Annotated in this window: 16 protein-coding genes and 1 pseudogene; 9 read left to right on the top strand and 8 right to left on the bottom strand. The window is 70.2% G+C overall.

Going from position 1 to position 14,999, the window contains the following annotated elements; all coding sequences use genetic code 11:
• From VD972_RS41855 to VD972_RS41835, 5 genes are all read left to right on the top strand, one after another.
• A partial coding sequence (locus VD972_RS41855; protein WP_324995051.1) for a LysR substrate-binding domain-containing protein occupies positions 1 to 289 on the top strand: 289 nt, incomplete at its 5' end.
• A gap of 176 nt (positions 290 to 465) precedes the next feature.
• On the top strand, positions 466 to 1,020 hold the full coding sequence (locus tag VD972_RS41850) for a hypothetical protein (protein ID WP_324995048.1): 555 nt from the start codon (positions 466 to 468) through the stop codon (positions 1,018 to 1,020).
• 15 nt (positions 1,021 to 1,035) lie between these two features.
• Entirely contained in the window at positions 1,036 to 1,629 is a 594-nt protein-coding gene (locus VD972_RS41845) for a hypothetical protein (protein ID WP_324995047.1), read from the top strand.
• Between the two features lie 101 nt (positions 1,630 to 1,730).
• Entirely contained in the window at positions 1,731 to 2,381 is a 651-nt protein-coding gene (locus VD972_RS41840) for a hypothetical protein (RefSeq protein ID WP_324995045.1), read from the top strand.
• 130 nt (positions 2,382 to 2,511) lie between these two features.
• The gene (locus VD972_RS41835; RefSeq protein WP_324995043.1) at positions 2,512 to 2,925 is read left to right on the top strand and encodes a helix-turn-helix transcriptional regulator; all 414 of its coding nucleotides are present in this window, start codon (positions 2,512 to 2,514) and stop codon (positions 2,923 to 2,925) included.
• 37 nt (positions 2,926 to 2,962) lie between these two features.
• Here the strand turns inward: VD972_RS41835 and VD972_RS41830 are convergent, their stop codons facing one another.
• Complete coding sequence (locus tag VD972_RS41830; protein ID WP_324995041.1) at positions 2,963 to 3,874, bottom strand: DUF2381 family protein; 912 nt, start codon at positions 3,872 to 3,874, stop codon at positions 2,963 to 2,965.
• A gap of 97 nt (positions 3,875 to 3,971) precedes the next feature.
• On the bottom strand, positions 3,972 to 5,960 hold the full coding sequence (locus VD972_RS41825) for a serine/threonine protein kinase (RefSeq protein WP_324995039.1): 1,989 nt from the start codon (positions 5,958 to 5,960) through the stop codon (positions 3,972 to 3,974).
• 251 nt (positions 5,961 to 6,211) lie between these two features.
• Here VD972_RS41825 and VD972_RS45655 point away from each other — a divergent pair.
• Positions 6,212 to 6,684 (top strand): annotated as a pseudogene (locus VD972_RS45655) (cupin domain-containing protein).
• Positions 6,685 to 6,787: 103 nt separating this feature from the next.
• Here VD972_RS45655 and VD972_RS41810 read toward each other — a convergent pair.
• Positions 6,788 to 7,501 carry a double-CXXCG motif protein gene (locus VD972_RS41810; protein WP_324995053.1) on the bottom strand — a complete coding sequence of 238 codons (714 nt, stop codon included), beginning with the start codon at positions 7,499 to 7,501 and terminating at the stop codon, positions 6,788 to 6,790.
• A gap of 93 nt (positions 7,502 to 7,594) precedes the next feature.
• Positions 7,595 to 7,999: a DUF2380 domain-containing protein gene (locus VD972_RS41805; RefSeq protein WP_324995032.1), complete on the bottom strand. Its 405-nt coding sequence runs from the start codon at positions 7,997 to 7,999 to the stop codon at positions 7,595 to 7,597.
• Between the two features lie 198 nt (positions 8,000 to 8,197).
• Here VD972_RS41805 and VD972_RS41800 point away from each other — a divergent pair, with 198 nt between their 5' ends.
• Positions 8,198 to 9,061: an AAA family ATPase gene (locus VD972_RS41800; RefSeq protein WP_324995030.1), complete on the top strand. Its 864-nt coding sequence runs from the start codon at positions 8,198 to 8,200 to the stop codon at positions 9,059 to 9,061.
• Positions 9,062 to 9,068: 7 nt separating this feature from the next.
• Here VD972_RS41800 and fdhD read toward each other — a convergent pair whose 3' ends face one another.
• The 3 genes from fdhD to glp are packed head-to-tail and all read right to left on the bottom strand — an operon-like array spanning position 9,069 to position 11,702.
• Positions 9,069 to 9,947 (bottom strand): formate dehydrogenase accessory sulfurtransferase FdhD, encoded by an 879-nt coding sequence (fdhD, locus tag VD972_RS41795; RefSeq protein ID WP_324995028.1) that lies wholly within the window; start codon positions 9,945 to 9,947, stop codon positions 9,069 to 9,071.
• Positions 9,937 to 10,461: a molybdopterin-guanine dinucleotide biosynthesis protein B gene (mobB, locus tag VD972_RS41790; RefSeq protein WP_324995027.1), complete on the bottom strand. Its 525-nt coding sequence runs from the start codon at positions 10,459 to 10,461 to the stop codon at positions 9,937 to 9,939. Before mobB ends, fdhD begins: the two co-directional genes overlap by 11 nt.
• On the bottom strand, positions 10,458 to 11,702 hold the full coding sequence (glp, locus tag VD972_RS41785) for a gephyrin-like molybdotransferase Glp (RefSeq protein WP_324995025.1): 1,245 nt from the start codon (positions 11,700 to 11,702) through the stop codon (positions 10,458 to 10,460). The genes mobB and glp overlap by 4 nt, the downstream gene beginning before the upstream one ends.
• 227 nt (positions 11,703 to 11,929) lie before the next feature.
• Here glp and mobA point away from each other — a divergent pair, with 227 nt between their 5' ends.
• Entirely contained in the window at positions 11,930 to 12,529 is a 600-nt protein-coding gene (mobA, locus tag VD972_RS41780) for a molybdenum cofactor guanylyltransferase (protein WP_324995023.1), read from the top strand.
• Between the two features lie 6 nt (positions 12,530 to 12,535).
• Here the strand turns inward: mobA and VD972_RS41775 are convergent, their stop codons facing one another.
• Positions 12,536 to 12,901 (bottom strand): response regulator, encoded by a 366-nt coding sequence (locus VD972_RS41775; RefSeq protein WP_324995021.1) that lies wholly within the window; start codon positions 12,899 to 12,901, stop codon positions 12,536 to 12,538.
• Between the two features lie 237 nt (positions 12,902 to 13,138).
• Between VD972_RS41775 and VD972_RS41770 the strand changes: the two genes are divergently transcribed.
• Entirely contained in the window at positions 13,139 to 14,788 is a 1,650-nt protein-coding gene (locus VD972_RS41770) for a sigma-54 dependent transcriptional regulator (protein ID WP_324995019.1), read from the top strand.
• The last annotated feature ends 211 nt before the right edge of the window (positions 14,789 to 14,999 follow it).

Genomic DNA, 14,999 nt, shown 5'->3' with positions numbered 1-14,999 from the left:
CCGGGATCGCCGCGAGGCTCGCCCCCTCACGGTGAGGACGCCGGACGCGTTCCGCATCGACCATGGGGAGCTGATGGTGGAGGCGGCTGTGTCGGGGCTCGGTATCTGCCAGGCCTTCGACTTCATGCTCACAGAGCACCTGCGCGCAGGGCGGCTGGTGGAGCTGCTGGCGCCCTACGCGGCGGAAGGCCCTCCCATCCGAGCGCTGTGCCTGCCTCGGCGCCAGTCCACCCCTCGCGTCCGGGTGTTCCTCGACTTCCTCCAGCAGCTCCTCCAGCGCGATCGCTGAGCCACGCCCGTGAGCGCCAGGCCGCGGGCTCATGCTGGGGAGGAGACGGATCCGCCGTCTGTCTGCCTGCTCCCACGGAGAGCGGGTGCCTGCTCCCTCCGCCCGCCCTGTCTCCCGCCCCTCCGCCGGATGACAACTCTTCTGGGAGGGAAGTCATACACGTGAGGAGGCATGTCATGGCCTGGTCCAGGACGCCCTGGGCAGCATGGAACGGCCTGGGCTTCGGCCTGGTGGCAGGCGTGGTGTTTGCCCTCGCCGAGTGCATCGCCTCGCTGGTGAGCGGGCAGGGAGTCCTGGTGCCGGTGCGCTATGCGGCCAGCGTGCTGCTGGGCGTGAGCGCCCTCACGGAAGGCCCACTGGGGCTGGTGGTCGCCGCAGGGCTCGCCGTGCACCTGGGGCTGTCGGCCCTCTTCGGCCTGGCCTACTCGCTGATAGACGCGCGCCTGTCTCCCGAGCTGCGGCCGAGGCTGTCGCATCAGATCGCGGTGGGCATGCTCCTCGCGCTCGGGGTGTGGGGGATGACGTTCCAGTTCGTCGCGCGCGGCTACTACCCGTGGTTCCTGGAGACACCGCAGTTCTTCCAGCTGTTGATGCACGCGCTCTTCTTCGGAGTCCCCCTCGGGCTGCTCTTCGCTGCCGCCGAGCGCCGCCGGGTGGCCATCGCCGTGTTCGCGCAAGGCGCGGAGGAGGAGCGCACGTCGCGTCCGGCCCGCGGAGGAACCCCGGACTGACAGAGGAGGAGAGGGATGATGCGATTCGCGATGTGGGTAGGGTGCGCGTGCCTGGGAGCGAGCGTGTTGGCGTGCGCGGGGCTGAACCGAGAGGTGGCGCTCCCCGAGGAGCACCTCGTTGGCGCCAGTTCCGGAGCAGGGGGCGCGGCGGAGATCGACACGGGCCGATGGGCCCGGGTCACCGAGGCGCCGGCGATGATACGGGAGCGGCACAGGCTCTATGAGCAGGTGGCCCAGGAGCTCGGCCTGGACGAGGCGCCTGCAACCACGCGCGAAGCGCTGTCCTGGATCCAAGAGGCCGTGGGCGGCGGTGGCCAGGCTGGAGCGGAGCGGCTGGGCTGCGCCGAGGTGCTGGCAGCCAGCGAGCCGGCCGCCGTGCTGTCCGGTACCTTGGACTTCGCTGGGGACGGGCTGTTGACCGTCAATGTGCCCGGCAGGGGGCCCATCAAGCTGCGCACGGACGAGAGCACGTGCGCCGTGCAGGCGAGGCAGGTGCGCTCGTCCGAGTCGCTGCTCGAGGGCACCGAGGTGCGCGTCGCCTACGGGATGAAGGACGGGCTGCCCACGGCCCGGGTGGTGCGCGCCGAGCCCGTGGTCTACACGCGCTGAGCCTCGCGGCGGCGGGGGCGGCTCCTTCATGCGGGGCCTTCCTGGAGCCTGAGGTGAGGAAGAGGCCACCTGAGCAGGCCTCCTCGTCATAAGGTGCAGCCATGCATGACGAGCTCCTGCAGCAGATCTCCGCCGCTCGGGATGCCGCCTACGGGACTCTGGGCAGACTGGAGCCGGATGTCCTCACCTTCCTCCTCAACCCGGCCTTTACCGGGGGGCCTCGGTGGCCCGCGCTGAGGCAGGCCTGGCGCGTCATCCACCGCCCCGGGGGCACGCTGCTCGCCAGCGATGGGCTCTCGGATCCGTTCGATGATCAGGAGGAGCCCTCCAGGGGCTTCGGAATCGAGTGTCTCCTCGAGACCGACGAGCCCTTGCCGAGCGTGTCCGCCAGCTGGCCCTTCCAGGCGCTCGTCGAGGTGTGCCAGACGGCGGCGGGCCACGGGAGCCTGCGCGAGCTGCTGGCCGACATGAAGCTGCTGTCCGTGGAGCTGTCCGGCGAGGGCATGCCTGCGTCGCTCGTCACCGCGGATGGCTGCGTGGGCGTCCTGCTCGGCATGGCCACGAGCACCCTGCCGAGCCTCCTCCAGACGCCAGGGGGGGACGTGCAGCTCGTCACCGTGAAGACGCTGCTGGCCGAGGAGCTCGAGTACGTCCGCAAGCATGGCGCCAAGGGCCGCACCGAGCTGGCCCGGCGCTTCGTGGACAGCGGCCAGGAGCACCTGTCCCGCGCCCACCGTCCGCCTGTCATCTGACAGTCGCCACGCCTGAATCCAGGTCCTGGAACAAACGCTTGGGGTATGATGGAAGGACATCACCCTGAGGGTTACTTCCGCGAGCGCTCTATGCCCTGCGGACCCGGATTGGACTGGCGAGACTCAACTCATGGAAAAGCCGCTTTCGAGCATTCTCGGCGTCGCCGTGCGCAACGCCCGGGTGCGCGCGGGATTGACCCAGGAGGATGTGGCCGAGCGCATCGGCATGGCCTCGGAGGTGTATGGGCGCATGGAGCGCGGGCAGATGCTGCCGCGCGTGGAGAACCTGCGGCGGCTGTGCCTGGTGCTCAACGTGCCGCCCCACGAGCTGCTCGGCCTGGAGCCCTCGGCCTTCCGGGGCGCCTTCTCCGTGGAGGACATGAAACCCCGCGCCGATGACACGGCCGACATGCGGCGGTTGCTGCGCCGGCTGCGCAAGCTCAACGCCAACCAGGTGAAGCTGCTCAGCCAGATCTCCGGCGCGATGATGGCCAAGGGCCGCTCCAGGAGCAGGCGGCGAGCGCTCCCCCGCGAGCCGGAGTGAGGTGCGGGAGGGTGGGCTCTCAGGGAAGGCAGTGCCGCTAGGGGACCTTCAGGCCCTTCAAGATGAACGTGTGCGCTTTGTTCTCATCCCAGAGCTCGAGGGTATAGGGCCCAATGGGTCCCTTCGACGACGCTCGAGCCTCCACCCACACCGTACCCACCTCCCCTGGCCCCAGCGGCGTGCCCTGCAACACCCAGAATGGCTCCAGGCGCTCGCCAGGAGGGCCCAGCAGGACGGCGCCCGCTGCCGTCCAGGGGCTCGCGCTGTCGCCGTTCTTCACTTGCACCTCCACCACGAGCCTCGAGCGGGAGCGATGGAGGAAGACGCGCTGCACCTCGAAGGACTCGGCTGGGGGGAGGGCGATGCTCTGAGAGGTGACGTTCACGGAGGTGATCCCCTTCCCATCGAGCACCCCGTCCATCAACAGCCCCGCGAGGCTGGCTTGGGCCTCGACTCGAGGCGGGGGGAGCGCACGCTGCTCGAGGCAGCTCTGGAGCTCCGCCGCCTTGAGCTGCAGCTCGGCCTGACAGGAACCCGGAGAGCGCGGGCGGAAGACTTCCACCTGGCGCTCGGCCTGTCCGCGGTGGACCACCAGCACGAAGGTTGCGCTGGCCGGGGTGCCTGCCTCCGTGAAGCGGACCGTGAGCCGGAGCCGCTCCCCGGGCACGAGCTTCTCCGAGGGAATGAGGACCAGCAGGCTGTGGGTGGACTCAACCCGCTCGAAGCGCTCTCGGTCCTCCAGCTCCACCGCGTCCAGGGCGAGGGCCTGGTCGAACAGCAGCGTGGTGGACAGGCCCGCGCTGATGCAGAGCTCGGGAAGCACGGGGGGGTCCGCCGCCAGCTCGATGCGGCGGACCAGGGTCTGACAGGGGGGCGGCTGCGCCCGCGCGACAGCGGCCGTCACGAGCACGAGGAGCGCCAGGGGGACAGCGGATGAGCAGAGGCGCATGCGGCGGAATCTCCGGTTCGGCAGTGATGCGGAGACCGCCTCTACCACGCCTCCCGGAACACGAGCGGCAGCGGACAGCCACACTCCCTGCTCTCTCTCAATGGTCGGTGTCCGAGCTTCCCACGTACAAGATGGCACCCACCATCATTTCACCCTGCTTCGAGCCCGGCCGAAAGGCGGCACCCACTTCCCGTGTATCCGGGTCGAGCAGCTCGCCACAGAACGGGAAGCGCCGGCCGTCAGGCAGCTCCGCCTCGACGAACCGGGCATAGAGCTTGTCCCGGATGATGAAGTCTCCCACGAGCACGGACTTCTTCGGGAGCCCTTTCCCACGGGGGCCGCTCGAACCGAAGTACATCCGGACTGCATGCCTCCCCTCCGTGATGGGGACGGAGTCCTCGTAGCGTGGCTTCGCGCCGGCGCCCGGCATGACGAACGGGGTGACCATCCGCTCGAATTCTCGGGTGCCAATGCCAAACTCCTTTGCCATGACTTCCACGGAGGTGGGAGGACAGCGCTGGGGGGGAGGAGGTCCGAGTCGCATGACAGGCTCGGAGGAGGCACAGCTCCCTACCAGCGCGCAAGCGGCGACCATGGCCAGTGGGTTGGCCACGCTGGGGCTCGGGCTCCGAAGTTTCTCGGGGGCCTGCGGAGCGGTGGGGTTCTTGGCGAGAGGTTTCGTCCTCATCGGTGGACCTTTCTGCAGTGGGGAAGAGGGGGGCGCCTCGGCAAGCGTGAGGGGCCCCGCGTCAGGGGAGAGGCTCGCGGGGGAGGGGGAGCCCGCGTCACTCAGGGGCAAGGCCGGCGACAGCTCCACGGTGGGCGAGGGAGGGAGCACCTCGAGCGCGGACACAGGAGGTTGCGAGGCAGGTGCAACCGGCGGCCGGGAGCCCAGCTCTCCCCCTCGCCAGAGCGCCACCCCCAGCGCCGCGAGCAGCCCCAGGGCGGAGGCGGCGGCCACCCACTTGCGCCGCAGGTACCTCGGACTGCCCGGAGAGGCCCGCTCCACGGGCTCGGTGGGGGCTCTGCCCTCACTCAGGGAGGTGGGTCCAGGTGAGGCTTGCGCCCCCCCCCAGTCCTCCGGGCCCGAGAGGGGCCTCTCCGGGTTGTCCGCGCCGAGCATGACGGCCGGTCCCCCCATGCCCTCTGTCGTCGCGGCGTGCGCGCCGGGCGAGAGGGGCATGTCCAAGACGAGGGAGTCGTCATGCAGCAGCGCCTGGAACAGCTCATGGAGCGCCTGGCCGCTGGCGGGCCGCTCCTCGGGCCGCTTTGCCAGCAGCCGCAGCACGAGGTCCGCCAGCGCGGGCGGCACCTGGGGGTTGAGGACGGCCGGCGAGGCGGGCATCTCCGTCTCAATGAGCGAGGTGAGCACCTCCCGCGGCAGGGTGGGGGGGAAGGGCGGCGCGCGGGTGAGCACCTCGTAGAGGGTGGCTCCCAGCGCATACAGGTCATCCGTGGCCTGGAAGGGGTAGCGCGCGGAAGGGTCCGCGTACTGCTCGCGGTGGAAGCGCAGCGCCTCGGGGGTGCGCAGGTGCGGGGTGCCCGGGGGCAGCGGGCCCTCGGTGAGCGGCGAGGCGGAGCCGGCGTGCTCGCTGGCGCCGAAGTCCACCAGCACGGGCTCGCCATCCCGGGCGCGCACCAGGATGTTGGAGCCCTTCAAGTCCCGGTGGTGGATGGCCTGCGCGTGCAGCGCCTCCAGCGCGAGCGCCAGCGTGTCGAAGAGGCGGATCACCTGGCGCAGCGCAGGGCGCGTCTGCTGCACCCAGTCGGTGAGCATGGGGCCCTCCACGTAGTCCATGACGACGTAGTGGTAGCCGGTGCGGGGGTGAGGCCAGCGGCCGTGCGCCCAGACGCGGACGACGTTGGGGTGGGTGATTAGCAACAGGCATGCCAGCTCGCGCTGGGCGCGCGCATCCGTGTGGTTGGCGTCGTCGCTGTCCGGGCCATGCGCGGCGAACTTGAGGGCGTACTGCTCGCCGCCGCACTCGACGCGGAACACCGCCCCGAAGCCTCCGGCCCCCAGCCGCGCCTGGATACGGAAGGGGCCCACCATCATGTTCGGCATCAGGTGGAAGGGGTGCTGCATCGCGCGTGCTCCAGAGACATCCCGGGTGGAGCAGGCCCGCGTCTCCACTGGCCCATGCCTGCCGAGAGGGGCCATGTGACCCATGAGGAGGGGCTGAGTCAGTATGACCCGCGAGGCAGGTTGGTTCAAGAAAGAAGGACCTGATGGGTTGAGCCCGGTGGCGTGGCGGGCAGCCAGGGGAGAGGGCCTGCGAGGCGCTGGAGACGAGGCGGTGCGCGCGCTTGGGCACGGCTCGCGCTGGGGTCTGCCGCATGGTCGACGAGCTGGTGCGAGCGCTGGGGCTCCAGCCCCATCCCGAGGGTGGGTACTACAAGGAGACGTACCGCGCGCGGGCGCGGGTGGAGACGCCCCGAGGCGCGCGGGCCGCGGGCACGGCCATCTACACCTGCTGCCGCGCGGTGAGTTCGCGGCGTGGCACCAGGTGGCGTCGGACGAGGTGTGGCACTTCTACGACGGCGCGCCGCTCACGCTGTACCTGCTGAGCGAGCAGGGGCTGGAGTCGGTGATGTTGGGCCGGGACGTGGTGCGCGGAGAGCAGCCCCAGGTCAGCATCCCGGCCGGGGTGCTGCAGGCGGCGGCGCCGCGCGGGGACTACACATTGGTGGGTTGCACGGTGGCGCCTGGCTTTGACTTCGCGGACTGGGAGATGCCCGCGCGGGACACGCTCCTGGCGCGCTACCCAGAGCACGCCGAGCTGTTCCGCCAGCTCACCCGCCCGGGCTGATCGCCGGAAGGGAGCGCGGCCCGCCTCTCATGTTGCGGGGATGCCCTGAGACGGTGGGCGGATGTAGGTCAATGGGCACATGCACCCTGCTTGCTGTGTCGGTTCAGCGCACGGGCAGCTCGCTGAAATCCACTCCCTCCGAGATCTCGAGTCGCTTCACAGCCTCCACGAAGCGCTCGGTTCCGACGATCATCGTCTCGAAGTTGTCCAGCCGGAACAGATCCACATCCTCAGGAAGTGACTTCGCATCGAGGACAGGCTGATCCGGTCGGCGGAAGCCATCCCGGCCGCAGCGGGCACATGGCGGAGGGCGAGGTGGTAGGCACTGCTCGTGCAGTCGCCCCCGAGGCCATAGCTCTAGCTCTAGCAGCTCCGGGGGATTCTTCTGACGGAACCGCAGCTCCGCGCGACAGGCCTTCAGGCCGCGAACGCCTTCTGCCCGGAGTCGCTCCAACTCCTCGCGTCGAACGAGCAGTGCCTCCCAGGAAGGCCAGGCGAAAGCTCCAAAGTCTCCTTGAGCCGTGCCTCGCAACAGCCCGAGCCGCGTTCCGGGACGAAGCGGCGCGCCAGGTGGCGCCCAGGCGCGGACTCGCTCGCGGAGCCGCTCATACTCTTCCAGAGGCTCCGCTCGCGGCTCCTCGTATTTCGCTTGTTCAGGCAGCGAGGTGAGATCCGCGGATGGGTAGGCGACGGCCGTGTCTCCCCAGGTCGCGCCACATGCTGGGCAGCGGACACCGGGCAAGCCCCATCGATGCGTGGCGTCGATCCTTCCGTTGCGAGGGGGAGGGGTACTGGGCTTGAGCCAGTGGAAACGCATCTGTGGCATTCGATTACTTGCCGACGGGAGCGGGACGCACGCGCCAGTGATAGGGAACGATGGGGCCGGTGAGCTCGAAACGGAAGATCAACTTCACTGCGTGCCCCCAGATCTCAGCCGCTCCAGCTCGCTCGGCAACCGTTCCCGCCGGTCGTGGAATCGCCAGGGGATGATGAAGACGGGCAGTCCATTCCCAGGTTTGCCCTGCGGTCGGCCCCAGTTCCTCCCAGGACCACTGCCCGGAGGCGCCATGATGCCGCCCCGGTAAGCCAGCATCTCTGGCTTCGGTGGCACGTCCTCGCAGCGGTAGATGCCGCACGCCTCCTCACTGCATAGCAGCGTGACGCATTGATCGTCCTCGCCACATGCCTCGTCCCCATGCTCCACCTTCGCCCACGCCAGAGCGTCCATTTCCTCACGGTCCAGCTCTCTCAGCGCTGGCTCAGAGGACGCACACGCCGCCAGCAGCAGGATGCAAGGCAGCCTCCATATGCTCACTTGAGCGCTCATGCTCAGGAACATGTCATGACGCTCGGCACGCAGGGCGCGGGATTACTGGCGGTGCGACCCGCGGACTCGGCACTGCGCGTGTGCTCAGAGCGGGGAGGCCGGCGGTGATCCCGCGGGGCCCCGGGATTTTCGCGACTCCGGCAGGTAGAAACGTGGGAGAGTGGCCCTGGGTGGTGAGCCAGGAACATGATCCAGTCGGTCCGCTTCGAGAACTTCCGGTGCCTACGAGACGTGGAGCTGTCGCTGGAGCCGTTGACGGTTCTGGTGGGCCCGCCGGCCTCGGGCAAGTCGACGGTGCTGGATGGGTTGGATCTTCAGTTGGGCTGCGACGCGGCGGACTTCTGGCGGCAGGATGAGAGCCGGCCCGCAGTGGTGGAGTGGCGGTACGACAACAACAAGCAGGCGCGGGTCGAGTATCCGGTGGGCAAGCTGGACTCCACGCCGGTGCTGACCCACACGGTTCAGGCGCTCGCGCTGGATCTGATCTCGCTGCGGGAGGAGAGCAGCACGGGCCGCCAATCGACGCTGAACCGGACGGGAGACAACCTGGCGGGGGTCTTCGCCTCGCTCCAGACGGGGCAGCGGCAGCGGGTGGTCCAGGACCTGTGCCGGCTGGTGCCCGCGCTGGGGGATGTGGAGCTCCAGCAGACGGGCCCGCGCACGCAGCGGCTGAAGTTCCGGGACTGGTGGAAGACGGACATGTGGTTCACGCCGGACCGGGTGGCGGACACCGCGCTGCTGTGGCTGGCCCACCTCGTGCTGCCGTACCAGGCGCCGCCGCCGGATGTGATCACGCTCGACATGCCCGAGCGCACCCTGCCGTCCATGATGCGCAGCGAGTTCATGAAGCTGATGCGGGGGCTGTCGACGGGCGAGCTGGGAGGCACTCCCGTCCAGGTGGTGATCGCGACGTCCTCGCCCGGACTGCTCAAGCACGTAGGGTCGCGGGAGCTCCGCGTGCTGTCTCGCTCACCTGACGATGGCGCGGCCAGGGTGAGCGCGTCGCCAGAGGACGTTGCGGACTGGCGGCAGCGGCTCGAGATGATTTGAGGCGAGCTCAGGGCCTCCGCAGGCGCGTCGGGTGCGTGTAGACGTTGAAGCGTCCGCCGCGCACGAACGTGGCGAGCGTCACTCCCGAGCGCTCCGCGAGATCGATCGCGAGCGAGCTGGCCGCTGACACGCTGGCCACCACGGGAATCTGGGCCACGGCCGCCTTCTGCACGATCTCGAAGCTCGCGCGCCCGCTCACCACGAGCACCCCGGGTGGGCGCTCGGGCCGCGGCGACGTGCCGCTCGGTGAGGCCCGGGAGGCTCTTACCCCCCCGCTGAGCACCAGCGTGCCCACGGCCTTGTCCACCGCGTTGTGCCGTCCCAGGTCCTCGGCCCAGGCGAGGAGCTCCCCGCTCGCGTCCAGCACCGCCGCCGCGTGCACGCCTCCCGTGCTCGCGAAGTTGCGCTGCACGTCGCGCAGCCGCTCGGTGGCATGGGCCACCACCTCTGGCGCGAGCACCAGCCCCGGCGGCACCGGTGTGCACACTGCCATCAGATCCTCCACGGTCCGCCGCCCGCATACGCCGCACGCGGCCGTGGTCAGTGTCCCCCGCCGCGCCGCGCTCACCCGCTCCACCTCCAACACCAGCCCCGGTGCGGGCGTCACCTCGATGACGTTGCCCCAGCCCTCCTCGCCCGGGCGTCCGCAGTACGTCACGCCGCCCAGGTCGTCCACGGAGCGGAGGATGCCCTCGGAGAACAGGAAGCCCACCGCGAGCTCCCGGTCCTGGCCTGGGGTGCGCATGGTGATGGCCACCGTGTCGCCGCTGACGCGGATCTCCAGCGGCTCCTCCACGGCCACGGAGTCCTCTTCAGGCGCCGCAGCTCCCTCCTCCGAGAATCGCACCACCATCCGCCGGGTGATGCCCTTCTCCTCACGGCTCATGGGCCTGCCCCCGCGCCAGACGCGTGATGAAGAGGGCGATCCCCTGCAGCTCCGCTGTCCCAAAGCGCCGCATCCCTTCAGGCGCGTCTTCGGGCAGCCGGGGCGCGTCGGTCACCACCGCCAGCACATCCGAGCGCGTCGCGGCCAGCAGTGGACCGTGGCCCTCGCGCCACACCTCCAGCTTGGGCAAGGGCCCGTCCTTCCAGCCCTCCACCAGCACCAGCTCCACCGCGTCCGCGAAGCGCCCGAGCAGGGGGAGCAGTGCCTTCTCCGGCGCCTCCTTCACGGAGAGCTGCACACCCGCGGGAGTGGCAAAGGCGACCAGCGCGGCCCCTCCTCGCTCGAAGCGGGCGGTGTCGCTGCCGTCGCGGTGTAGCGGGTGCGGATCCGACGAGTGCTTCACCACGCCCACTCGCAGGCCGTGGGCGCGCAGCTCGGGCACGAGGCGCTCCACCAGCGTCGTCTTCCCCACGCCGGACCAGCCGATGATGCTCAGCGCGGGGGGCGCCTTCATCCCTCCACCGCCACGTACCGGGGCCTGTCGAACAGCTCCACCTCCACCTCATCGCCCTCGGCGAAGTCCGCGCGGCCGGGCGGCAGGATGGCGAAGCCCTGGGCACCCACGTTCTGGAGGATCTGCCCCGCGCCCTGGGGCCGCAGCCCGGCCCATGGCAGCCCGCCGCCCTCGCGGTGCTCCAGCGTGGTGGTGATGAGGTAGGCGAGGCCCGCCTGCTTGTGCCGTCCCTCCGAGAGCCGCGCACGCAGGCGCCGTCGCTCCTCGCGCACTCCTTGGAACCGGAGCAGCAGCGGCCGGCCCAATTGGTCGAACGCGACGGTGGCCGCACCGGGGTTGCCTGGGAGCACCACCACCGCCAGGGCTCCGAGCCGCGCCACCGCCACCGGCTTGCCGGGCTTGAGGGCCACACCGTTCACGAGGAAGCGAGCGCCCAGCTCCGCGAGCACGCTCTTGACGAGATCCTTGTCGCCCACGGAGGCGCCGCCCGTGGTGATGAGAACGTCCGCCCGCTGCGCCAGTGCCGTGAGGGTGGCGCGCAGCGCAGCCTCGTCATCGCGGGCCCTCTCCGTGGCGACGACCTCGGCGCCAGCCTCGCGGGCCAGGGCGGCGATGAGGTGGAGGTTGCTCTCGTAGACCTGGTGGGGCAGGGCGGGCATCCCCGGCGAGACCAGCTCGTCCCCGGTGGCGAGCACGGCCACACGCGGCGCACGACGCACGAGCGCGGTGGTGGCACCCATGGACGCGAGCACGCCGAGCACGTTCGCATCCACGCGCTGTCCGGCTGTGAAGAGGGGAGCGCCCGCCAGCACCTCCTCTCCCATGCGTCGGATGTCATTGCCGGGAGGGACGGTGATGAAGAGGGAGACCAGGCCACTCTCGTCGGCGCGGGCGGCCTCCTGGCGGACGACGGCATCGGCGCCCACGGGGAGGGGAGCACCGGTGAAGACACGAGCGGCCTCGCCGGACTGAAGGGCGCGTGAGGGCAGTGCCCCGGCATACACCGTGTCGACGATGCGCAGGCGCGCCGGCTGATCTCGGGTGGCACCGAGCGTCTCCTCGGCGCGCACGGCCCACCCATCCATGGCGGAGTTGTCGCAGCCGGGCAGCGAGCGTGAGGCGCTCACGGCCGTGGCGAGGAAACGGCCATGAGCCAGGAGCAGCGGCAGCGGCTCGGGTGGCGCCGGAGTGACGGCGTCGAGTGCGGCTTGCTGCGCGGAGCTGAGAGAGGTGAGTGCCATGGGAGTTCCCGTGAAGCCCCCAGCCTCCACCAAAACCGCCGGGGGAGAAACTCCCGCGAGCACGCGCGACGCCTGCCGGGCCGTGCTCCACTCGCTCCCTCCTGGCGAGTCCGCAGGCGCGATGCTCGGCAGAACGCCAGGGACCCGTGGAGTACCTCTGCTAGCCTGGGGCCATCCCCCTGGAATCCGGTGGCTCTGGGGGCAGTCGGCCAGGCTCCGGCGGATTCATGGACTTCTTCCCAGACGTGACGCTGGCGGTGGTGGCCGGAGGCCAGGGCCGGCGGCTGTCAGGAGTGCCCAAGGGGCTGTTGAAGCTCGGGGAGGGCACGGTGCTGGAGCGGCTGCTCGGACTGGCGCCGCTGTTCGCGGAGGTGGTGCTGGTGGCGAATGCACCCGAGCCCTACGCCCACTTCGGGCTGCGCACGGTCGCGGACGCGGTGCCGGGCAAGGGCGCTCCGGGCGGGGTGCATGCGGCGCTGGGGGCTGCCAGGACGGCCTGGGTGCTGGCGGTGGCGTGCGACATGCCCTTCGTCCAGCCGGAAGCGGTGCGCGTGCTGCTGGAGGCGCGAGCCTCCGAGGTGGACGCGGTGTGCTTCACGGTCCAAGGCCGGGTGGAGCCGCTGCTCGCGGTGTACCGCGCCTCCCTCGCGGGCCCATGGGGCGAAGGGCTGGAGGCGGGGGACCCGTCCCTGCGCGAGCTCCTCGCGCGGAGCCGCGCGAGGCTGTTGCCGGAGGAGGCGCTCCGGGCGGTGGACGCCGAGCTGCGCTCGCTGGTGAACGTGAACACGCCGGAGGATCTGCGCCGCCACGGCCTCACGCTCCCGTGAGCCCGCTCATGGACAGTGCAGGGTAACGGTCGCGAACAGATCCGTGATCTCGAACGGCTTCTTGAGGATGCCCTGCGTGCCTGGCAGGGGAGGTCGCCCGCTGGCGGTGACGATGACGACCGGGACGGGGTTCAGGACCGGGTCCTGCCGCACGTGCCGCAGGAAGTCCTCGCCGTTCATCACCGGCATCATCAGATCCAACAGCACCAGACACGGGGGGCCCATCTGGCTCAGCACCTCGAGCCCCTCCTGCCCGTTGGAGGCGACGGCCACCTCGAAGCCCTCGCTCTCGAGGAGCTCGGCCATGGCGGCGCGAATGTCCTCGTCGTCCTCCACGATCAGGATGCTGCCTCGATGTCCACTCGTGCTCACGCGAGGATTGTAGGCAGCCCCAGGGGAACCGGGAGGTTTCTTGGACGAGCCTCTGTCGGATTCCAACGGGGGGATTGCCCTTCAGAGTGTCTTTCGGACGCTCGGCCTTTCACTCAGGGTGAGCGCTGAAGCCGAGCCAGGTGTCCGAGAGGCCACCCTGTAAGGAGGGGCGCTCACACCCCCGTGTCCGGTACAGTGCCAGATCGGGACGGTAGTCAGCCGGAACGGACCACTGCAATGCGTGAGGGAAGCTTCGCCGATGAATCCACGATCGGCGTGCGGAAGCGAGATATCAGCGAGCCGGTCGCGCGCCTTGTCCCGGCGTTGACCATCGTCTCGCACCCCATGGCCCACCGAGTGGGCGAGCGGTTGGTGCTGGATGCGCTCTTGTCGGGCCGCGCGGTGGAGGTCTCCCGGAACGCCCCGGACTTCATGCGCCCGGACGCCGTGCTCGGCACGCCCCTGGCCGATCCCTTCCTGAGCCGCAAGCCGGTGGTGTTCTCGCAGGGCCCTGGGGGCAGTGTCCGGCTGTCCCCGGGAGATGGCATCAAGGTGACGCTGGCCGGCGAGCTGCTGCGCGAGCTGTGGGAGTTCTCGCCCGAGGAGCTGGCGGTGGGCGTGGCGCTGGAGCTGGCCGAGCGCGTGGTGGTGCTGCTGCACTGGGCGGACCCCTCGGCGAGCGCGGCCGTGGACGCGCTGGGCATGGTGGGCACCAGCGTGGGCATCCAGCAGGTGCGCCACCACATCGAGCAGGTGGCGGACCTGAGCGTCCCGGTGCTCATCCGCGGGGAGACGGGCTCGGGCAAGGAGCTGATCGCCCGTGCCATCCACCAGAGCAGCCGGCGCAGGGACAAGGTCTTCATCAGCGTCAACATGGGCGCCATTCCCAAGGAGCTGGCGCCCGCGGAGCTGTTCGGCGCCACGCGTGGCGCCTTCACCGGAGCGGTGAAGGACCGGGAGGGCTTCTTCCGGGCCTCGCACGACGGCTCGCTCTTCCTGGATGAGGTGGGCGAGGCGCCGCCCGAGGTGCAGGTGATGCTGCTGCGGGTGCTCGAGACAGGGGAGATCTTCCCCGTGGGCGAGCGCACGCCCGTGAAGGTGGACGTGCGGCTCATCGCGGCGACGGACGCGCACCTGGAGCAGCAGATCCAGGAGGGACGCTTCAAGGCGCCGCTGCTCCACCGGCTGGCGGGGTACGAGATCCGGGTGCCACCCCTGAGAGAGCGGCGGGAGGACATCGGGCTGCTCTTTCACTACTTCGCGCGCGAGGAGCTGGAGTCCATCGGCGAGGCGTGGCGGCTGAAGCCGGAGGACTCGTCCACCGAGCCGTGGCTGCCCGCGCCGCTGGCCTCCCGGCTGGTGCGCTTCGGGTGGCCGGGCAACATCCGGCAGCTGCGCAACCTCACGCGGCAGCTCATCATCGGCAGTCGCGGGCACTCCCGGCTGCGGCTGGACCCGCGGCTGGAGAAGGAGCTGGAGGCGTCCATGATGCCTCGGCCCGGACGCCCCATCCTCTCCTCCGGGCCCACCGTGAGTGTGGAGGTGAAGCCCTCGTCCGCGTCAAAGCCTCTGCCCGAGGCGAAGGGGCCTGCCCGCCGCAGGGCCTCGGACGTCTCCGAGACGGAGCTGCTCGCCGCGCTGCGGGAGAGCGCGTGGGACCTCAAGGCCGCCGCCGACCGGCTGGGCATCCCCCGCTCCTCCATCTACGACTTGATCGACAAGAACCCCCACATCCGCACCGCCGGAGACCTCACCGTCGAGGAGATCACCCGCTGCTTCCAGGAGTGTGGGGGGGACCAGGAGGCCATGGCGCAGCGCCTTGAGGTCTCCAAGCGGGCGCTCGGCCGTCGCATCAAGGAGCTGGGCCTCGAGTCCAGCGAGAGCTGATCCCCACGCCAGGCGGGTGTGTCGACCGTCGGCCCGACGTGTCGACCGGCTCGTCCGACGTGTCGGAAGTTGTCAGCGGCCCGGTGTTTCTTAACAGACAGGTCTGACAAAGCCGGAAAAATGGCCGTCCTTTCGGGTATTTGGGCGTGGCATCGCGATTGCTATACCCTCTCCTCGTCAAAACAAAACAAAACGCAGGGGGATCATCATG

It is taken from the genome of Hyalangium sp. (assembly GCF_035629615.1).
GTDB lineage: Bacteria > Myxococcota > Myxococcia > Myxococcales > Myxococcaceae > Hyalangium.
This window is presented reverse-complemented; position numbering and strand designations above follow the sequence as displayed.